This is a genomic window from Companilactobacillus tucceti DSM 20183 (assembly GCF_001434665.1).
Classification (GTDB): Bacteria; Bacillota; Bacilli; order Lactobacillales; family Lactobacillaceae; genus Companilactobacillus; species Companilactobacillus tucceti.
Genome location: NZ_AZDG01000004.1, coordinates 1 through 21,385, shown reverse-complemented (window position 1 = coordinate 21,385; position 21,385 = coordinate 1). Strand labels below are relative to the sequence as shown.

20 protein-coding genes are annotated in these 21,385 nt (G+C 34.1%); 8 read left to right on the top strand and 12 right to left on the bottom strand.

The genetic code is table 11. The annotated features are described in order from the left end of the window. Positions 1-33 precede the first annotated feature (33 nt). Complete coding sequence (locus tag FC72_RS02605; RefSeq protein ID WP_057764497.1) at positions 34-900, top strand: DegV family protein; 867 nt, start codon at positions 34-36, stop codon at positions 898-900. 245 nt (positions 901-1,145) lie between these two features. Here the strand turns inward: FC72_RS02605 and FC72_RS02600 are convergent, their stop codons facing one another. Next, the gene (locus tag FC72_RS02600) at positions 1,146-2,525 is read right to left on the bottom strand and encodes an MDR family MFS transporter (RefSeq protein ID WP_057764495.1); all 1,380 of its coding nucleotides are present in this window, start codon (positions 2,523-2,525) and stop codon (positions 1,146-1,148) included. A gap of 92 nt (positions 2,526-2,617) precedes the next feature. Here FC72_RS02600 and FC72_RS02595 point away from each other — a divergent pair, with 92 nt between their 5' ends. Next, positions 2,618-3,046, top strand: coding sequence for a MarR family winged helix-turn-helix transcriptional regulator (locus FC72_RS02595; protein WP_057764493.1), 429 nt, complete (start codon positions 2,618-2,620; stop codon positions 3,044-3,046). Here FC72_RS02595 and FC72_RS02590 read toward each other — a convergent pair. Then, positions 3,043-3,975, bottom strand: coding sequence for an aldo/keto reductase (locus FC72_RS02590; protein ID WP_057764491.1), 933 nt, complete (start codon positions 3,973-3,975; stop codon positions 3,043-3,045). The two genes, FC72_RS02595 and FC72_RS02590, sit on opposite strands and share 4 nt — an antisense overlap. A 115-nt stretch (positions 3,976-4,090) precedes the next feature. Continuing rightward, positions 4,091-5,470, bottom strand: coding sequence for a 23S rRNA (uracil(1939)-C(5))-methyltransferase RlmD (gene rlmD / locus FC72_RS02585; RefSeq protein WP_057764489.1), 1,380 nt, complete (start codon positions 5,468-5,470; stop codon positions 4,091-4,093). Positions 5,471-5,534: 64 nt separating this feature from the next. On the opposite strand from rlmD, the gene recX reads away from it, so the two are divergent. Continuing rightward, a complete protein-coding gene (recX, locus tag FC72_RS02580) occupies positions 5,535-6,311 on the top strand; it encodes a recombination regulator RecX (protein ID WP_057764487.1) in 777 nt (258 codons plus the stop codon). Between the two features lie 83 nt (positions 6,312-6,394). After that, positions 6,395-6,928: a nucleoside tri-diphosphate phosphatase gene (gene ntdP / locus FC72_RS02575; protein WP_057764485.1), complete on the top strand. Its 534-nt coding sequence runs from the start codon at positions 6,395-6,397 to the stop codon at positions 6,926-6,928. Positions 6,929-7,156: 228 nt separating this feature from the next. Here the strand turns inward: ntdP and FC72_RS02570 are convergent, their stop codons facing one another. From FC72_RS02570 to FC72_RS02535, 8 genes are all read right to left on the bottom strand, one after another. Beyond that, complete coding sequence (locus tag FC72_RS02570) at positions 7,157-7,903, bottom strand: amino acid ABC transporter ATP-binding protein (protein WP_057764483.1); 747 nt, start codon at positions 7,901-7,903, stop codon at positions 7,157-7,159. Further along, a complete protein-coding gene (locus FC72_RS02565; RefSeq protein WP_057764481.1) occupies positions 7,903-8,598 on the bottom strand; it encodes an amino acid ABC transporter permease in 696 nt (231 codons plus the stop codon). The genes FC72_RS02570 and FC72_RS02565 overlap by 1 nt, the downstream gene beginning before the upstream one ends. 37 nt (positions 8,599-8,635) lie before the next feature. Beyond that, positions 8,636-9,424, bottom strand: coding sequence for a transporter substrate-binding domain-containing protein (locus FC72_RS02560; RefSeq protein ID WP_057764479.1), 789 nt, complete (start codon positions 9,422-9,424; stop codon positions 8,636-8,638). 87 nt (positions 9,425-9,511) lie between these two features. After that, on the bottom strand, positions 9,512-10,360 hold the full coding sequence (locus FC72_RS02555) for a transporter substrate-binding domain-containing protein (RefSeq protein ID WP_057764477.1): 849 nt from the start codon (positions 10,358-10,360) through the stop codon (positions 9,512-9,514). Positions 10,361-10,375: 15 nt separating this feature from the next. Beyond that, positions 10,376-11,116 carry an amino acid ABC transporter ATP-binding protein gene (locus FC72_RS02550; RefSeq protein ID WP_057764475.1) on the bottom strand — a complete coding sequence of 247 codons (741 nt, stop codon included), beginning with the start codon at positions 11,114-11,116 and terminating at the stop codon, positions 10,376-10,378. Further along, entirely contained in the window at positions 11,106-11,798 is a 693-nt protein-coding gene (locus FC72_RS02545) for an amino acid ABC transporter permease (protein ID WP_057764472.1), read from the bottom strand. Before FC72_RS02545 ends, FC72_RS02550 begins: the two co-directional genes overlap by 11 nt. Next, positions 11,779-12,438, bottom strand: coding sequence for an amino acid ABC transporter permease (locus FC72_RS02540; RefSeq protein ID WP_057764470.1), 660 nt, complete (start codon positions 12,436-12,438; stop codon positions 11,779-11,781). The genes FC72_RS02545 and FC72_RS02540 overlap by 20 nt, the downstream gene beginning before the upstream one ends. Before the next feature lie 263 nt (positions 12,439-12,701). Continuing rightward, positions 12,702-13,166, bottom strand: a complete 465-nt coding sequence (locus FC72_RS02535; protein ID WP_057764468.1) for a hypothetical protein — start codon at positions 13,164-13,166, stop codon at positions 12,702-12,704. A 109-nt stretch (positions 13,167-13,275) separates the two neighbouring features. Here FC72_RS02535 and FC72_RS02530 point away from each other — a divergent pair, with 109 nt between their 5' ends. Both FC72_RS02530 and FC72_RS02525 read left to right on the top strand, forming a co-directional pair. Next, positions 13,276-14,652, top strand: a complete 1,377-nt coding sequence (locus FC72_RS02530) for a hemolysin family protein (RefSeq protein ID WP_235805135.1) — start codon at positions 13,276-13,278, stop codon at positions 14,650-14,652. Between the two features lie 8 nt (positions 14,653-14,660). Beyond that, positions 14,661-16,238, top strand: a complete 1,578-nt coding sequence (locus FC72_RS02525; RefSeq protein ID WP_057764464.1) for a peptide chain release factor 3 — start codon at positions 14,661-14,663, stop codon at positions 16,236-16,238. 434 nt (positions 16,239-16,672) lie between these two features. On the opposite strand, the gene FC72_RS02520 is transcribed toward FC72_RS02525, so the two are convergent. Beyond that, positions 16,673-17,224 carry a GNAT family N-acetyltransferase gene (locus FC72_RS02520; RefSeq protein WP_057764462.1) on the bottom strand — a complete coding sequence of 184 codons (552 nt, stop codon included), beginning with the start codon at positions 17,222-17,224 and terminating at the stop codon, positions 16,673-16,675. 152 nt (positions 17,225-17,376) lie between these two features. Between FC72_RS02520 and brnQ the strand changes: the two genes are divergently transcribed. Together brnQ and FC72_RS02510 are read left to right on the top strand one after the other, a co-directional pair. Beyond that, entirely contained in the window at positions 17,377-18,699 is a 1,323-nt protein-coding gene (gene brnQ / locus FC72_RS02515) for a branched-chain amino acid transport system II carrier protein (protein ID WP_057764460.1), read from the top strand. A gap of 151 nt (positions 18,700-18,850) precedes the next feature. Next, a complete protein-coding gene (locus FC72_RS02510) occupies positions 18,851-20,464 on the top strand; it encodes a hypothetical protein (protein ID WP_057764458.1) in 1,614 nt (537 codons plus the stop codon). Positions 20,465-21,385: the final 921 nt, after the last annotated feature.

The window sequence follows — 21,385 nt, the reverse complement described above, 5'->3', positions numbered from 1 at the left end:
ACAAAAATTTGATATAAGGAACGAGGACAATCTATGACAACGGCAGTTGTGACAGATACAGCAGCATACTTAACACCTGAACAAATTGAAAAGTATAATATTACTGTTTTACCAGTTACAGTGATTTTAGATGGAAAGCCATACAAGGAAACTGAAGAGTTAGACTTGGACACTTTTTATGACTATTTAAAAAATGAAAAAGAGTTACCAACAACTTCACAAGTTTCAATGGGACAAATTGAAGAAGCTTATGACAAGTTAGTGGATAGTGGTGTGGATAAGATTATTTCTATTCATTTATCCAGTGGAATAACTTCTTTTATGGATAATTTACGCATGTTTTGTAAAAGTTATACACGAGCAAAGGTTTTTCCTGTGGATTCATTAGCTGCTAGTGCTGGAGAGGCCAATCTTTGTTTATTAGCCGGAGCACTAGTTGCAGAAGGTAAGGAAGCAGAAGAAATCGTACCTAAGTTAGAGGAATTAAGATCCACAACTGATGTATATTTTGCGGTTGATGATTTAAAGCATTTAATGCGTACAGGACGATTGAGCAATCGTTCTGCTGTTATTGGAAATCTCTTAAATATCAAGCCTTTACTTACTTTCAACAAAGAAGGAAAGATAATCGCAATCGGTAAGGAACGTACGATGAAACATTGCTTGAGATTAATGTTGTTAGAATTACAAAAGAATTTAGAGCAAGTAGATTATAAAGTCCATGCGACTGTAATTGATGCTAATAATGATGTCTTGTCAGAAGCTTGGGTCGACGAATTACATGAAACATTTCCTGGTGTTCGTGTGACCGTTAGTCATTTAGGACCTTCAATCAGTGTTCATACTGGTGAAAAAACTATGGGAATTTTATGGAGTCGTGATTGGCAGACAATGATTTAAAAAAATCCATGAGAGTGGGACAAAAGGCGTTTTGCCACCGGAACATAGTCTAGAATCACGAATGATTGGTACTATCAATCATTCGTGGTTCGTAACTATGTGGAGGTTGCAGCCTTTTGTTACACGTTTAGGCTATAAAAAGTTCGGAAATGTAAACTAGGGCTATGACATATGTCACAGCCCTAGTTTTTTTAAAGAGAAAATAGTTTTGTTCTAATTTCGTGTATTTTTTGTATTCAATTAATTTATTGTTCATATGAGTTTTCAGATTTTAACCAAATAGTCATGACTAAACAGAGTAAAATCATACCGATCGAGACTACGAATCCTACTTTGATACCACTCAGTTCACCTACTAGATGATGACCGGGTATTAAGTTTTCAGTCACACTGATAATTCCAACTAAAATAGCTGTACCTACTGAAGCAGCGACTTGTCTTAAAGTATTAAATAAAGCTACCGCATCAGAGATCATCATACTTGGAACTGAAGATAGAGCGTGGGTTTGAATAGGGATGAGCACTAAAACAAGCCCTAATTGTCTAACAAATTGTCCAAAAGTTACCGTCAAAATCGAAGTGTCTTTAGTAACAAAGGACTGCATCGTTGTACCTATAACATCGATGGTTAAGCCAATAACGACTAACCTTTTTATCCCAAACCGATCGTATAAGCGACCACTTATCGGAGATAAAATTGCTGTTGAAGTAGCACCTGGTAAAATTACCAATCCAGATACTAAGGCACTGTAATGCATAACGTTTTGCACTAGAAGTGGGATGATAATCGTATTTCCGTACATAGTTATCATTAATAACATGTTGATAACTGTTGCGACATCATATTGTTGTCGTCCAAAGACCTTTAAGTTAATAAAAGGACTGTGAGCTTTTGTTTGAGTAAAGACAAAAATAACCAATATAATTAATCCAATTATTATTGCACCGATAACATGGAAAGATAGAGCCTTGGTTGTCCCGATATTTGATAGTCCAAATAACAAAAATAGTAATCCAAAACTGGATAAAATTAGTCCTAAAGTATTGAATGAAACCTCTTGTTTCTTAGACAGTCCAGGTAAGTACATAATTGCTAAAATAATATTTATTGCTGTAAAAGGTATTACGAAGATAAAAAGAAATCTCCATGAAAATTGTGACAAGATAAATCCTGAAAGTGTTGGACCAACAACCGGCGCAAAATTAAATGCTAAACCAATTATTCCCATAATTGCACCACGAGATTTTTTTGAAGCCTCGCTCATGGCTAAAACATTAACTAGTGGCATCATTACTCCGGCACCAATAGCTTGGATCATACGTCCAATAATTAAAAGTACGTATTGTTGTGCAAAAGCACCAAAAATTGTTCCTAATAGAAAAATTATAGAAAACAGAAGATAAAGTTTTCTAAATGAGAACCGCTTCATTAAAAAGGCACTCGTCGGTATCATAATGGCGTTGACCATAATATAACCATTGGTTAACCATTGACCAGATGAGGCAGTAATTCCAAAAGTTGTCATAATGGAAGGTAGGGCTGTACTCATTAGAGTGGAACTAAGTACTCCAAAAAAGCTTCCTATGGTGACTATCCACAGTGACAGCTTGGTTTCTTTTGACATTAAATGCGCCTCCTAATTAGTTGACAAAAGCAACTTTTTTAATGATAATGTCGTTAGTTATTTTTGTCAACTTAATATAGGAGCATAATTTGATGGATGCAGATAAAATTTATGAAGTAAGAAAATTTAATCGCTTTTATACTCGAACACTCCAACTTACTAATAAATATCATCTGGGAACAGGATTGACTGTTTTGGAGTCACGGCTATTGCTAGAGATATATGAAAATAAACTTCAAACTGCTAACGATTTAGTTTCCTTTTTAGATATAGATAAAGGATATTTGAGCCGAGTTTTAAAGAGTTTGGAAAGAAGAGGCTATATCGAACAAACTGTAGATGATTTAGATAAGCGTTCTAAATTGCTTGGTTTAACTGAATTAGGTCGCAGTACTTTAGAAATCATAAAAAAAAGAGCCGACCAACAAATTGATCAGCTCTTTTCAAAATTATCAGAACAAGAAATGGAACAAGTTATTTCAGCAATGGATTTCATTCGCCAAAAGGTTAATTTGGATTAAATCATTGCGTGTTCCCAAAATCCTTTAGTCTCTACATTAGTTTTAGCGGCTAGGCTTTCTAATTGCTCTATTTCATCATCAGTTAATTTGATATTTATCATATCTTTTGTCGGTTTAAGATATTTTTCCTTAGTTAAACCAATGATGGGAGTAGTATTTTTATTAATAGCCCATGCTTCAGCAATTTGCGCGGTATTGGCGTTGTATTTTTTACCGATTTCAGACATTCTAGCAGTTAAATTTTCTAATTCGGGAAGCATTTGATTATACTTTTCGGCACGTTCAGATCCACTTGGTAGAGGATTATTTACGTTATATTGTCCGTTAAGTGCACCTTGTTCAAGCACCATATATGAGTAAAAAGTAATGTCATTTTTATTGCAGTAGTCGATAATGCCGGCTTTTTCAGATGAACGATAGAGTAAGCTAAAGTGATTTTGAACGGCAGCTAATTTAATGCCAGCATCGTTCAAAATTTTTTCAGCTTGTTTTATTTCGGCTAGATTATGATTTGAGACACCTACGTTTTTAATTTTTCCCGATTTAACAAGAGGAATAAGCTGTTTAGTCCATTTTTCAACATCAGATGGACGATGGATCCAATAAATATCGACGTGATCAGTCTTTAAACGTTTCAAACTTCCATTTAACATTTCTTCCATGGCATTTTCATGTTCACTGGCAATTTGTGGACTAAATTTGGTTGATAAATAGTAGTCGTTACGATCATATTTTTCTAAAAGTTCACCTACGACCGTTTCAGAAATGCCCATTCCATAAACTGCGGCGGTATCCCAAAGATTTAGCCCCATTTTCATAGCTTCATCAACAACTGGTTTTAATTTTTCTGCATTAAGATTATCACCAAAAGTTTTTTCTGCACCCCAAGCCCAGGTTCCAAGTGCTACAGCAGGTAAATTTTTATCCATAATAATATGCCCCTTTTTTATTAGATAAATATATATTAATCTTTGTAAGCGCTAAACAAAAGAGCTAGTAACCCAAAATTCGGATTACTAGCTCTTTTTGATCAAATGAAAAATGTTATCTTCTAGATAATTTAACAACAGTTTCAACATGTGGAGTTTGTGGGAACATATCGACAGGTTGAAGATAATCCACACGGTATTTACTTGTTAATCTAGTTAAGTCTTTTGCCAAAGTTGATGGATTACATGAGACATAGACAAGCTTTTCAGGACGATGACGAAGAAGTGTATCAATTAACTTGCCATCAAGTCCAACACGTGGAGGATCAACGATAACGGCATTAGGGTGAACATTGTCAGTTAATAATTGTGGATAAACTTGATCTACCGAACCAACATAATAATCAGTATTCTCAATTCCGTTTAATTCTGCGTTCTTTTTAGCATCTTCAATAGCTTCAGGAATGATCTCAATTCCATAAACGTGTTCAACTCTATCGGCTAAAGTAATTCCAATCGTACCAACACCACAATAGGCATCTAATAAAATATCATTTGCTTCAGGATGAAGAGCTTCAGTCGCTAGGTCATATAATTTGTCAGTTTGAAGTGAGTTTAATTGTAAAAAGGCACGAGGGGACAGATTAAATACATAACCGTTGATGTCTTCTTGTAAATATTGATCTCCCCAGATCAATTTAGTTTCATCCCCCCAAACGCTACCTTTATCGTCGGGATTGATATTTTGTGAAATTGAACTAACTTCAGGAATCTCTTCTTGAATTTTTTCAATGATTTGTCTTTCTTTTAGGAACTTTTGTGAACGAGTGATGAATGTAACTTGTAATTTATTAAATTCAACTGATTCACGAATGACGATCATACGTAGAATTCCAGATTTCTTTTCGGGATTGAAAACAGGAATCTCTAAATCTTTAATGATTTGAACTATCTTACGCATGGCAGACATTGTTAAGTCCATTTGTGTAGGCATTTGTGTTAGATCAACCAAATCTTGAGTTCCATTTTTATATAATCCACAAAGAATTTTACCGTTTACTTCTTGAATTGGAAATTGAGCTTTATTACGATATTTTTCTTGTTGAACAGAAGGAACCGTTGATTTTATACGATAATTTTGATATGCGTATGGTTTATATTTTTCCAGTGATTCACGTAAAATATCAGCCTTGAATTTTAATTGGTCTTCATATTTGATATGAGCGAATTCTAATCCGCCGACTTCACTAGCTAATTCTGGTACATCTGGATTACGATATGGACTGGCAGTTCTTATTTTATGAATTTTACCGTTGATAAAATTGTCATGAAGATCAATGATTTCACAGACAATAACATCTTCAGGCACAGCCTTTGGAACGAAAACGATTACGTGTTTAAAGAACCCGATACCTTCACCGTTAATTCCAATACGTTTAATTGTTAGGGGAAAACGGTCCCCAATTTTTAATTCACTTGTTATATTTGTATTCATTATTTTTCCTTTTTTAAAATCTACGTTAAACTTACACTTGAGTATAACATGTGAGGTAAGTATATTGGCAAAAGTAACGAAGGTCCAAGCACAAAAAAGAAAAGGCAGATATAATATTTTTCTTGATGGGGAATATGCTTTTCCAGTGTCAGAAGCGACATTAGTCGATTTTAGATTAATGAAAGATGAAGAGCTTACAGATGTTCAGATCAAAGAAATTAAAAATCGAGAGAATATAAATAAAGCTTATGGGGATGCCGCAAACTATTTAAGTTATCAGCTGCGAACTAAAAAGGAAATGAAAGATTACCTTTTTAAAAAAGAATATGACTATCCAACAATTGATGCTGTATTAAAGAAATTGATGGATCTAAATTATTTGGACGATGAATCCTATGCAAATAGTTTTATCAATACTCAACTTAATACTACAGTTAACGGTCCTAAAATCATTGAACAAAAAATGATTCAAAAAGGTGTCCCTAGTTTGATCATTCAAGATAAAATGGATCAAATTGACGAGGATAGATTAATTGAAAATGCGACAAATTTTGCTGAGAAACAAGCTAGAAAACAACGTCGTGCTTCATTTCAGCAGCAAATGACCAAGATAAAACAGAGTCTTTATCAAAAGGGATATAGTGGGGATGTTATTAACGAGGCCATTAGTAATTTGGATTTAGAAAAAGATGACGATACCGAACTAGATAATCTTCGTAAGATGGTTGGCAAAGTTAGTCGAAGATATGATAATCAATCAAAACTAATAACATATCTAATGGGTAAAGGCTATCGCTATGATGATATCAAGCAAGTTTTGAATGAGAATGAAAACGATTAACAATTAAGACTATAATAGCTTTTATTTGTTTCACAGCTCTGTTATAATTTTTCGTGAACAAGAATTGGAAAGCTGGGTAATTTATGCAGATCCCGAAAGAAGGAGATTACGTAGCAATCCAGAGTTATAAGCATGATGGTCATTTACATCGTACTTGGCGTGAAACAATGGTGTTAAAGACAAGTGAAAACGAAATTATTGGTTGTAATGAGAACACTCTTGTTACTGAATCTGACGGTCGCCGTTGGGTTACAAGAGAACCAGCACTGGTTTATTTTCACAAGCACTACTGGTTCAATATAATAGCTATGATTCGTGAGAGTGGGGTTTCTTATTATTGCAATTTAGCGACACCATTTGCTTTAGACAAAGAGGCCATCAAATATATTGATTATGATTTAGATGTCAAAGTCTTTCCTGACGGAGAGAAGCGTCTACTTGATGTAGATGAATATGCAGCACACAGTAAAATGTGGAACTATCCGCCAGAAATAGATACGATCTTACATCGCAACGTTGACGTTTTAATTGATTGGATCGATAAAGGAAAAGGGCCGTTCTCACAGGCTTATGTTGATCTATGGATGCAACGATATAAAGAATTGTCGCACCATTAGGATTGCTCGATATACAAAAAAAGACCGCTTACGCGGTCTTTTTTATTTTCTATAGAGTGTGACAAAAGACGATTTGCCACCGGAGCATAGCCTAGAGACGCGAATGATTGGCACTATCAATCATTTGTGGTTCGTAGCTATGTGGAGGTTGCAGTCTTTTGGCACACGTTTAGTCTATAAAAATTTAGAAACAAAAAAAGGTCGTAACTTATGTCACGACCCCAATTTCTAATTTTCAGCTTCAAGTGATATTCCTGATAGGAAGTCCTTAATTCTAGGTGTGGGATTTTCAAAGAAATCTTTTGTTTCTCCGTCAAATACTTTATTACCATCTTCAATAAAAACAATTTTATCAGCAACTAAACGAGCAAATTCCATATTGTGAGTAACAATGATCATTGATTGTCCTTCATTAGCAAGTTTCTCAAGAATTTTTAAAACTTGTGTTTCAAGTTCAGGGTCAAGGGCACTTGTTGGCTCATCAAGTAGAATATATTCTGGATTGATAGCTAAGGCGCGGCAAATTGAAATACGTTGTTGTTGTCCACCAGATAATTGGCTAGGATAGCGTTTTTCTAATCCTTCTAATCCAACTTGTCTTAATAAAGATCTAGCTTCTTTTTCAGCATCTGCCTTAGAAGTTTTTAAAACAGTTATTGGAGCAGCTGTAATGTTATCTAAAACTGTTAGGTTAGGGAAAAGATTCCAATTTTGAAAGACCATACTAGTCTTTCTTCTTAAACTAAAACTATCTTTTTTAGAAATTGGTTCAGCGTAGTTAACTGATAAATCAGGAAAACTAACTGATCCACTTTCAGGTCTGACTAGTAGGTCTAATGAACGCAACAATGTAGATTTACCAGAACCTGAAGGTCCAAGAATAACTGAAGTTTTACCACTAGGGAAGTCAACGCTAATATCATTCAAAACGGTTTTGCCGTCATATTTCTTAATAATATTTTTCATTGAAATCATTATGCTTCACTCCCTTTCACATATTTAGAAGTTCTGTGTTCTAAGTAATGTTGTAGCCAACTAAGCAACGAGCAGACAATTGCGTATAAAGCAGCAGCTAGTGTATACATCAATAGTGGTTGATAATTCTTTGCTGTGATTTGTTGACTAACTTGGAACATTTCCAAAATAGTGATCGAACTGGCCAAAGATGTATCCTTAACTAAACCAATAAATGAATTGGATAGTGGAGGTAAGGCGATTCTTACCGCTTGTGGCAAGACGATTTTCATCAGTGTCTGTCTAGTTGAAAAATTCAGTGTATATGCTGCATCCCATTGATCCTGTGGTACAGATAAGAGTGCAGAACGAATGGTTTCAGATGCATATGCCCCGGTATTTAATGAGAATCCAATTACAGCAGCTGTGAAAGCTGGTAACTGAACACCAATACTTGGTAATCCAAAGAATATGATGAACAATTGAACTAGTAAAGGCGTTGAACGAAATAGCCAGACATAAAAATTGGCAATACCTCGTAATAATAGGTAAGGATAACGAATAGCCTTATTCTCACTAGGTTCAATAAATTTAATTAGTGCTGTTAAAACTGCTAGGATCAATCCTAGAATAAACGATATTACGGCTAAAGGAATAGTAAATTGAAGCATAGCTCCAACCATTTCCGGAAGCGACGTTATGATAATATCCCACATGGAATAGCAAACCCCTCTCGCTGACTTAAATTAGAAATTATTTTTTAGTAATGTCATCTGTAAAGTATTTCTTAGATAACTTAGTTAATGTACCATCTTTTTCAAGCTTCTTAAGTGCCTTATTAACTCTGTCACGTAAGTGTTTTGAGTTCTTATTGTAGATAGGTGCAATTTTAGATGTTTCGATCTTGCTTGATGGAATTTCGATATAGTGTAAGTCAGTATTTTGGTGACCGTCTTTCTTCCATGTCAAGAACGATTCTTTAGAATTGATAGTACCTGCAATACGACCTTGATCAATCATTGATAGTGTTGTTTGGTAATCTGATGATGGAACAACATCGGCATCAAATTTCTTAGCCTTATTGTAGTTATCAGTACCAGTACCTTCACCTAACTTCTTACCCTTAACATCATCGATCGACTTGATTTCAGTATTATCTTTCTTAGTTACGATAACTGATTTTGAGTAGATGTATGGTGTTGAGAAAATGTATTGTTTCTTACGTGAAGGATTGATAGCCACGTTATTGAAGACAACATCAAATGTCTTTGAGTTTAGTCCAGCAATAAGTGAGTCCCATTTTGTTGGTACGAATTTAACTTTCAAATCTAGTTCTTTAGCAACATCTCTTGCTAATTCAACTTCAAATCCTGTCAACTTGCCATGTTCACGATATGAATATGGTGCGAAAGTCCCCTCAAGACCAACAGTTAAAGTTCCCTTTGTCTTAGTGTCATTTTCGGCACTGTTGCTAGAGCATCCGCTTAATACCAAGATGAAAGCAAATGCAGCAGCTATTATTAACGCAATTCTTTTCTTCATATTAAATAATCTCCCAATTATAAAAATTTTCCATTTTCTATTTTCTCACAAATAACAACATGTTTGAAAAGATATGTCTTTTTAATTTTACTTTTGTGGCAAAATGATGTCTGATGGTTTGACTTCATCGCCAAAATATGGTTTCAACTGGCTATTGTAATCATCAGTGAAAAAGCCTTGCTTGTTCAATTTCTTTATCTCTTTATTAGTCCAATTCAATAATGACTTGTTACCTTTTTTAACAGCAGGTGAGATGTATTGATTAGGTCCAATATTTTTGATTCCTACAGTATAGGTAGGATTATCTTTTACCCAGGCGTATAAATAGGAATTGTCATCGGCTAAGGCCACTCCACGATTATTCTTTAGAGCATTAAATTGTTGTGTTTTAGAATCAAACTTCAATAAGTCAACGCTCTTTTGCTTAGATGTGAAGTAATTTTCAGCAGTAGTACCTTTAGTAACAATTAAGTTCTTACCATTTAATTGACTGACTTTAGTAATTGGAGAATCTTTTGGTGAAACAACACCAACAGAGACCTTCATATATGCTTTAGCAAAATCAACAACATCTTTTCTTTCAGGTGTAACGGTGAAGTTTGCTAAAACAATATCTACTTTATTAGAGTTCAATGCGTCAACACGGTTATTGGCATTTACTTGAACAAACTTAAGTTTAACATTTAAATCCTTAGCAATCTTTCTTGCCAAAGTAATATCATAACCAACACGTTTACCATCTTTATTTACCCAGCCGTAAGGTGGCAAATCTCCAAAGACAGCAACTCGAATAGTACCACGTTTTTGAATCTTTTCAACACTACTAGGATTATTACTTTCAGAACTAGATGATGAACCACAACCAGCTAAAACCAAAGTAATACTGGCAATTATTCCTACTAGTGCGACTAACTTAACTAATAACTTGTGCTTCATAATATTTTCCCCCAATTAAAAATTCATACTTTGTAAAAATTCCTGTGCTTGATCAGTTTTTGGATTTTTAAAAAATTCTTTACCCGATGTATCTTCTAAAATGTTCCCATCCTTTAAAAATAAGACTCTATCAGCTATCTGTTGTGCAAAGTTCATTTCGTGTGTGACAATGATCATTGTCATATTGTCTTCGTCTGCTAAATCTTGAATAATATTTAAGACCCCGCGAACCATTTCGGGATCTAGTGAAGCTGTAACTTCATCAAAAAGCATGAATTCAGGATGAAGTGCCAATGCTCTAATGATAGCAATTCTTTGTTTTTGACCACCAGATAGTTGTCTAGGATAGGCATCTTTATAATCCAGTAGATCTACCTTCTGCAAAAGTTTATCAACTTCTTGTTTTACTTCATCAACATTTCTCTTTTGTACTTTAGTAGGTCCCAATAAAATATTTTCTAAAACAGTTAGATTAGGGAAGAGGTCATAACTTTGAAAAACCATTCCGATTTTTTGTCTTAACTGTTGCCAATTTTTTTCATTAGGAATAACTTTTTTACCCTCAAAAGTTATTTCACCATTTCTAAAGTCTTCAAGACCGTTTAAACATCTTATCAAGGTACTTTTACCAGATCCTGAAGGTCCAAGTAATGTGATAACTTCGCCTTTAGAAATAGTGAAGTTGATGTCGTGCAAAACATGTTTCTTCTGATAATACTTATCCAAATGTTCAACTTTTAAAACTTCATTCGCCATTTGTTTGCTCCAATCTCTTCTTCTCTAAGCGTCCCGCCCACCAAGATAGTGGGTAGTCGATCAAGAAATATAGTAAAAATATTAATCCGTAGATCCAAAAGACTCCGGTGGGATATTTTTGATTATTTGCTTCAACTATTTGTTGTCCGATATTTACAACATCCATAACACTTATTAGCATTAATAGTGAAGTTGTTTTGATGACACGAGTTATTAAGTTGATCGTAGCAGGCAATTCAAGTTGAACCGCTTGAGGAACTAGAACATAGCGATAAAGTTGAAATTTATTCAAACCAATTGCTAATCCTGATTCTTTTTGATGTATTGGAACGGATATCAAAGCGCCTCTAACGATGTCACTCATTTCAGCAGCTACCCATAAAGAGAAAACGAGCATCGCCACTTGAGTACCAGGCATATGAAGATTCATTTGTCTGGGCAATATATAATAGAATAAAAATAGTAATACGACCGTCGGAACTATTCTGAAAAATTCAAGATAGATTCTAAGAACAAATCTTAAAATTGGATTATGGAAGGTTCTAAGGATCCCCAAGATTATTCCTATGATGAGACCAATAATAATGGCGACGGCAGCAATCTTAAAAGTTGTCCACATTCCTAGTAATAATCGTGTTAAGTTTGTTCCCTCAAACAAAACGTTAATTCCCGAATGTGCCATAACGAACCCTCCTTTCAAGTAATGTCAGAATAATTGATAGTGGAATTAAGATGATTGCGTATGCAACAACCAAGACGAATAAATATTCATTGGAATTGTAATACAGCCCGATCAAATCTAATGCCGTGTTAGTTAGTTCTGGAATTGCAATAACAGTAAAAATAGAAGTCTCTTTGATCAAGAAGATAATATTTGCTGCTAAAGCAGGGATGCTTAATGCAAATCCTTGTGGAAAGATAACATACCTTGCTAATTGCCAACGACTTAAACCAATGGCTTTACCAGATTCGACTTGCTTTTTATTTACTCCATTGAATCCACCACTAAATCCAGCTGACATATAACTTCCACCTAAGAAAATAAGTCCGATGATCCCACAAAGTTGAGCACTCATTTTGATTCCCATAGCAGGGAATGCATAGTACAAAAAGAATAATTGAATCAGTAAAGGTGTATTTCTAGAAATTTCAATATAAACTTTAAGTATTTTATTTAAAACTGGAATTTTGAAGTACTCGACGAGACTACAAATTATCCCAACAATGATTGAGCCTATTATTCCGATCAGTGATAAATAAAGCGTTAATAGAAATCCTTGTTGAAACATTGGTAAACTCTGTTTAATAATTTCCCAACTCATTTATTTCCCCCTTTCTGTAGGTATAAAAAAAAGGAGAGCTGACTAATGTCAGCTCTCCTTAATTATTTACACTACGTGTGTTAATTGAGAGTGGTATTAGGCATGCCGAAATAGTATAGTAATGTATTTTGCATCATTACTACACAACAACATGCTTGCATTTGTTTTACGTTGTTTAAGTTTGTCATGTCTAAAACCTCCCTCTATTAATTTAATGACTAAAGACTATTATTAAAAAATCTCTAAGTCAAGTGTTTTTTTTCTCATTTTTTACTTTTACTTGAATAAATAGATAATGATTCAAATTCTAAATATGATGCTAAAGTGAGTGATACTATGAGAATCAGTACTAACCAACCAATAGCAGAACCGATTATTGTGGATAACGGAATTAATTTAGCAACAATATAAATACTTGCAATCGACAATAAGAAATCCACCATTAAATTTAAGCCGATGGTTGTTTTTTTTCGTTCAAGGATAAAGAAATTTATTAAATTTTTAAGTGCTTTAGTTGTTGATGAACGATACATTATCAAAACCGGGCGCTGGGCAATTACTTTTACAGCAAACATTCCAAATGCACCGACAATACCTCCAGCAATAACTCTCCACGTTAGAGCGTGTAGGACTAAAGCGTTGTATGAAATTCCCACTACTCCCAAGCAAACAACATATGGGATGATAAAAAAGAAAAGATAAATAACTGCGATCTTTTTATTAGACATTATTAGTACCTCAATCTATTGATATCTTAATTCTAGCATGAAAAAGCTTTATTGTTGAAAACTTTAACACCTGCTATAATGATTCTATCAATTTTGTTTAAAGTTCTTTATGAAAGAGAGTGAAAATTTAATGAGTGATGATCCTACCGGAGCGACGCTTTTAGGTCAATTGATCTTAATTGTTGTTCTAACACTTTTGAATGCCTTCTTTGCTGCTGGCGAAATGGCAATTGTCTCGGTTAATAAAACCAAAGTGGAGGAAAAAGCCGACAACGGAAATCGTCGGGCTGTTAAAGTTTTAAAAGCAATCAATAATCCGAATAGTTTCTTATCAACTATTCAAGTTGCAATTACTTTGGCAGGTTTTCTTTCATCGGCGAGTGCAGCAACGAGTTTGAGTACCAGGTTTGAAAGTCTAATAGGAACTTTCCCAGGTAGTAGAGAAGTTTCTATTATTGTTATTACGGTGATACTTTCATACATATCACTAGTATTCGGTGAATTATATCCCAAAAGGATCGCATTACATCGTCCATATCAAGTAGCAAGCTTTACTGAACCAATGATCAATCTATTTGGAAAGTTATTAAAACCATTTGTCTGGTTATTGACGGCTACAATTGAGCTCTTGATGAAGATAACACCAATTGACTTTAGTCAAAAAGATGAGCCAGTAAGTAGAAATGAAATGCTGGCTACTATCCAAAAATCACGTCAAAGTGGAACGATAAATTCTGATGAGTTTGAAATGTTACAAGGAATTATTCGTTTTGGTGATAAAACTGTTCGAGAAATTATGGTTCCTCGAATAGATGCTTTTATGATTGATATAAATGATCCAATTAATGAAAATATTGATTCGATTTTGAATCAGCCTTATTCTAGAATACCCATCTATGGTGGAGATAAAGATAAGGTCATTGGAATAATACATATTAAAGATCTATTGAAGAAGGCCCGTGAATCAGGATTTGATAATATTAGTTTGAATGAAATCATGAAAGAGCCTTTATTTGTTCAGGAATCAACTAATATTGATTCTGTTTTATTAAAGATGCGCAGCACTCAGACACAAATCAGTATGGTTGTTGATGAGTATGGTGGAATCGTCGGTCTAGCTACTATCGAAGATATTTTGGAAGAAATTGTTGGAGAGATCGATGATGAATATGATGAAGCGACATCTAATTATCAACGAATCAGTCCTAATAAATATTCAGTTTTCGGTCGTTTATCAATTGAAGACTTCAACGATATGTTTGATGAAGATATTCATGTTGATGATGTTGATACAATTGCCGGATTTTTAATTATGAATGTTGGGGAAATTCCAGATAATAATCATCCTAAATCTTTTAACTTAGAAGATGGAACTGAAATAACTTCAGGTAAAATGGATGGTTCAAAAATCGAGGACGTTATTGTTACCATTCCCGATGAAAAAGTAAAAGTAGTTACAAGCAACATGTTTAAGAAGAGTTACTAGGAGATAATATGGAACAAAAACAATTAGAAAATGAAGTTAACAAGCGTAGAACATTTGCAATTATTTCTCACCCGGATGCGGGTAAGACAACAATAACAGAGCAAATGCTCTATTTTGGTGGGGTTATTCGTTCCGCCGGTACAGTTAAAGCCAAAAAGTCAGGACAATTTGCTACAAGTGATTGGATGGAAATCGAAAAGAAACGTGGAATTTCAGTAACCAGTTCAGTTATGCAATTCCATTATCATGATAAAGACGTTAATATCTTGGATACCCCAGGACATGAAGATTTCTCTGAAGATACTTATCGTACTTTGATGGCCGTTGATGCGGCTGTCATGGTTATTGATTCTGCTAAAGGTATTGAGCCTCAAACAAAGAAATTATTTAAAGTTGTTAAAAAACGTGGTATTCCAATTTTTACCTTTATGAACAAATTGGATCGTGATGGTCGTGATCCATTAGATCTTATTGCAGAACTTGAAGATTTACTTAATATCGAAGGTTGCGCAATGAATTGGCCAATTGGTATGGGTAAGGAACTAAAGGGTCTTTATGATATTGCTAATGATCGTGTTGAACTATACCGTAAAGAAGGCGATGATCGCTATTTGCCACTAACAGACGGTAAATTACCAGCTGGAAATGAAGAATTAGAAGGCGAAGGTGTTTACGAGCAAGCTGTTGGTGAAGTCGATCTAATCAAAGAAGCTGGTAATAGTTTTGATCTTGATAAGATCAAAAAAGGTAACCAAACACCAGTATTTTTCGGTTCAGCTTTGACAAACTTTGGTGTACAAACATTCTTGGATACATTCTTAGATATGGCACCAGCACCAGCTGAACATAAAATGCAAGATAGTGATGAAGTTGTTAAACCTGATGATCCAGAATTTTCAGCTTTTGTCTTTAAAATTCAAGCTAATATGAATCCTAATCATCGTGACAGAATTGCTTTTGTCCGTATATGTTCAGGTGAGTTTGATAAAGGAATGGATGTTACTTTACAAAGAACTGGTAAAGTAATGCGTTTGAATAACGCTACTGAATTCATGTCCGATCAAAGAGAACAAGTTAAAACTGCTGTTGCCGGTGATATTGTTGGTTTATACGATACTGGTAATTTTCAAATTGGAGATACTATTTATACTGGTAAGAAATCTATTCAATTTGAAGATCTTCCACAATTTACACCAGAAATGTTTATGGAAGTTCAAGCTAAGAACGTTATGAAGCAAAAATCTTTCCACAAAGGGATGCAACAACTTGTTCAAGAAGGTGCGGTTCAGTTGTATAGAACTTATACAACTAATGACTACATCTTAGGTGCTGTTGGTCAACTACAATTTGAAGTTTTCCAATTCAGAATGAAGAATGAATACAACTGTGATGTTATTATGAAGCCAATCGGCTCCAGAACAGCTCGTTGGATCGATCCTGAACAACTTGATCCAGCAATGTCATCTACAAGAAATATGTTAGTTAAGGATTTGGATGATCAGCCATTATTCTTGTTTGAAAACAGATTTGCAGAAAACTGGTTTGCTAATAAATATCCAGATGTTAAATTAACTTCTAAACTGTAGTGTGTTGGCCGCCTACGGTAGAAAAGTTTTGAACCTGCTGTGGGGACCGGTCCTAGCCAAGGTCTAGGACCTCGATTTTAAACTTCATCACAAACCGGTGAATTTTAAAATTCGTCCTTATTCCACAGCTGGTTCAAAATTTTCTACCTCCGGCTATATTTGAAATTAAAAGTAAAAGTCGTTACAAGGATAATTTCTTGTAACGACTTTTTTTGATGTTGTTAATTAATTTTTTAAGGTATGAAAGGCTAAAGTAGCTGGAGGTTGAAAACCACGACCAGCAGTTGTAGTAGCGTTAGTGCTTTAGCACTTACACTACAGGACGTATTTTTAGATTTGCGTTAGCAAAGCTAAAAATCGAGGTTCAAGACCAAGGCTTGAACCGGTCCAAACAGCAGGTCGTGGTTTTCAACCGCAAGCGGAAAGAAAAAACATTAGTAATATTCACGGCGTAATATTGAATAATATGCTTCATCGCAAACGCCGTTGTTATTTAAACCACTGTCACGTAAGATTCCCTCAAATCTCATATGGCATTTGGTTAAAACACGTCCTGAATTATGGTTGTTATCGTCGTGTTTAGCTTCGATTCGATTGACATCAGTCATTTCAAACAAAAATTCGATGATACGTTCTAGTGCTTCAGGGGTATATCCATTGCCCCACCATTTAGAACCGATGCAATAACCAATTTCCATCGTATAGGTTTTTTCTTCCATATTGACGACTGATATAGTTCCGATAAGTTCATTAGTTTCTTTTACAACTATGCCCCAATCATATGTGGCTGGATTAAGATAGGATTTTTCCTTTTCAATCAAAAAATCTTTAGCATCTTTCACTGACCTATAGGTTCGCCATGTCAAATATTTAGTGACTTTATAATCACTAGCCCAGTTATTAAACATGTCATCAGAATCTTCAATCGTTAAACGTCTCAACACTAAACGATCGGTTTCCAATGGTATAGTCCCAACTTGTTTCATGCCATCATCTCCCAGAATTGATTCTTATTTTAGGCTATTTTAGATTCTTATTGAAGTATTAGACCTTAGTTATGATAGATTCAACAAAAAACTGTATAAACTTTTAAAAAATTGTTATCTTTGTAATAGTGCTTTTTGGGGGAGTTTATATAATGAAATCTAAATTATCTTGGCGTAATTTAATGTTTATCGGTTCAATGTTATTTGGACTATTTTTTGGAGCTGGAAATTTAATTTTTCCGGTTTTTTTAGGTCAACAAGCAGGTAGTCATGTTATTTTGGCAATTATTGGATTTTTGATTGCTGGAATCGGACTGCCACTTCTAGGTGTGGCTGGTATGGGAATGACTCGCAGTGAGAATGTTTTTGAACTAGCTCAAAAGGTAAATCGACCTTATGCGTATGGATTTACTATTCTACTTTATTTGACGATTGGTCCATTCTTTGCGACACCTCGTCTAGCAACATCATCTTTTCAAATGGGAATTGCTCCCTTTATAGGTCATGGAAATGAGAAATTAGTTTTAGCGGTTTTCTCTGTGATCTTCTTTCTAACAGCTTGGTTCTTTGCTAGAAAGCCAAGTAAATTAATGACGTATGTGGGTAAATGGTTAACGCCAATGTTTTTAATTTTGCTAGGGATATTGATTGTTGTTGCTTTGATAAAGCCCATGGGAGATTTATCATTTCAACCTAATAAATCATACGTTGGTAGTCCTATTTTTAGTGGTTTCACTGAAGGATACAATACGATGGATGCTTTAGCATCATTAGCTTTTGGTAGCATTGTGGTTGATGCTATTAAAAATTTAGGGATAACAGAACCAACGCAGATTGCTAAAGACACCATTAAGTCGGGTGTTATTAGTGTTATTTTGATGGGTGCCATTTATTCATTATTGGCATTGATTGGGACAATGAGTTTAGGTCAATTCAGTCGAGCTGAAAATGGTGGAGTTACATTGGCTCAGATATTTAATTATTATTTCGGATCTTTTGGGAGTATTCTTTTAGCTTTGATCGTCATCATAGCTTGTCTAAAAACGGCTATTGGACTTATATCAGCTTTTGGTGAATCGATCAATAATATGTTTCCAAAGCTCTCATATAAGTTGTTAATTATTTTTGCTAGTGTTATACCTTGTATTTTTGCCAATGTGGGACTAACTAATATCATCAAGTATTCCACGCCGGTTTTGATGTTTATTTATCCGTTAGCCATAGTTTTGATATTATTGGCCGTTTTGTCACCAATATTAGGTGATTCACGTTGGATCTATGGTATGACTACATTATTTACGATTGTTCCGGCAATTATCTCTGGAGCCGTTTCGATGCCCAAAAACTTACAAATTAGTTTTTTAATTAGTGCAAATGATTACCTGCCATTATCTAGCATGGGATTATCATGGATTGTTCCTGCTGCGATAGGGTTAATGATCGGATATTTGATTGAAAAATTGAACAAGAAATAAAAATATCATTATATAATATCAATATATGATATTATGTGTTTTAATATTTTGATTTTATCATATTGATTTTTTCTCATAATTTTAATAATATATATGGTATAAATAGCGTTTACATTTCGGGAAATTTAGATAACGCTAAAGGGGAAAAAACATGAAAAAATCAATTAAATATTCAGGGATTATTTGTGCTACCTTATTATTTGCTAGTCCAGTATTTACCCCACTTGTTCAAAGTACTGAGGTTTATGCTGACGAAAGTGATGGTCAAGCAACAAATATTGATGTTTCTAGGCTGAAAAGTATTGCCAATGAATTTACATCAGGAAATGTTAGAAAAGCCTTTTATCCGGATTTAGTTAATCTGCTTAATTTAAGCGGAGGGATTGTACCATTAGATGGCGATACTTACTTTGTCTTTGATTATGATTCCTTTTCAAATATAACCAATTCAACGTTACCTTATTCAGATGAAGAGTACTTGACTAACAATGATATATTTATTGGTTTGAAAATATATGATTCCAATGGTAAACAAGTAACTACAGAAGATGAATTGCGAAACTTACAAGATAATAAGAGTGATTTTTCGATGGATGTTGATTTCTTATATCACAAGGGAAATGAACCTGGCCGAGTTGAAGGGAAAAAAGGATTGAAGTTCAATGTTTTAGAAAATCCAACGACGTCAGTCAATTTGAGTTATAAATCTAAAATAACCATAAAAGAAGGAACCCCAATTAAAAGGATAGTTAATGTAAGTCCTGTTGAAAATACTTCCGAAATTGATAACTTAAAAAAATATGTTTCTCCTCGATTGACAGATACTAGTAAAGATGGGAACAATAGGAGTATTTATCTTCCTTATTTTATTAAGACAGAGAGGCCTTCTTTTTATGCTACAAGTAAAAAAGATGCAAGAGAGTTTGAACCAATGAGTAGTGATGTACTTAAAAAGGATCGTCCAGAACTTTTTAATGAGGAAGGATTCATGGACCATGTCGTTCCCATAGATGATATGGGTGATACTTTTAAAGCTGGGACATATTATAGGCTTATAGCTTTATCTTTTGGGGAGATTGTTTACGGTGAGTGGGCACCTTACCATTTTGATCAAACTGAAGGAAGTAGGTTACTATCAAATGTTAGTTCTACTTCATTGAGTGATTCTGATCGGGATAATAAGTTGAAATTTACGGTTAATGGTAAACCATTAAGAAAAGCAATATCCGATCTTGACATGGATATTATCCCTTATAATTATCTTGAACTTGTACAAGAGGTAGATGTCGTTCCTGACAAACCAACACCTTCTAAAGATAATACAAATTCTAATGAAAATACTATGATTTCAGGAATAGTTACGACACATAAAGATGCAAAACACTATGCACTATATAACGATGATAATAAAAAAGTAACTAATCGAAGTTTGATGGCTAATTCCTCATGGAAAACAGATAAATTAAGAACTGTTAATGGTGTAAAACAATATAGAGTTTCAACACATGAATGGGTAAATGCTTCAGATGTAGACTTTATTGCAGATGGTGTAATTACTGAAAATATGACAGTTAAAAATTTGAGTACACCTAAAGAAATAAGTTTAGCTACAAATCATAAAACATATGCACTTCAAAATTCTAAAAAAGAAGTTTCAAAAGTTAGAGCATTATCAGGTGGAACTAATTGGAAAGTAGATAAGATTGGAACCGATATGCCCAATATTGAGTGTTTCACAAGGTGTACAAGGTGCTATAAGCCTTGATAAATAAACGTTTTACGAATTACAGTTTTAAAAATTATCAATCAATTTCATAACTATATAGTCAAAATATAGTCAAAAAATAAATATACTATCGGGGCGTGTAGATCGTTAGTCATTGGACTAGCGGTCTTTTTTTGTACTTAGGGATGTTATGACAATAAAAAATATAGTCAAAACATTAAAATGACTATCTAGGATGTGAAACAAATTTTTACGTTTAGTAATTATTGCCCAACTGATAAGCATTGAACGAAACGTTACCCCCTGAGTAATTATACGCAGACTTATTTTTAAAGTTTATAGATTTTATACTGTTAGTCTTTTATGACCAATAGCTTTTCTCCACCTATGGAGAAATATAGTTTTAGACAAAATTGTCTTTTACCCCATGCCTGCCAAAAGTGGCGCCTGTATTTCTTACAAAGGGGTGTTAAAACGGCACTCCCTAAGTTGAGCTTAGTTAACTGTTACTATTTTTTTGAGTAACCAATGCATTTTAGTTAAAACAGATCGTTTCGAACGACCTGTTTCATATCTTTTTGAATGATTTTGACTAAATCCGCTTTTGTTCAAAACAATAGCGAAATTACCAGCCTTTAAATCTATAATATCTATGCCCATTTTGAATTTTTATTTAATAGAATTTAGCATGCAAAAAAGAGGACGTGCGTTCAAGTAATTATTTATAATCTTGGCCCCGTTAATTCACGGGGGCATAGTGTGCAATCCTTAGTGTAGCAAGTGAACTCATCCATACAGTGTATATGTCAACTTGCTAAATATCAATTAATATAAGCAATTCATTTAATTATTTCAATTTATCAAAACTCATTTTAATCATGTGAAAATATAACTTTTTAGAACATGTCAAGGGCAGTTTAAAAATGTAGGTTTTCGGCAGAAAGAAATGTAGGTTTTCGG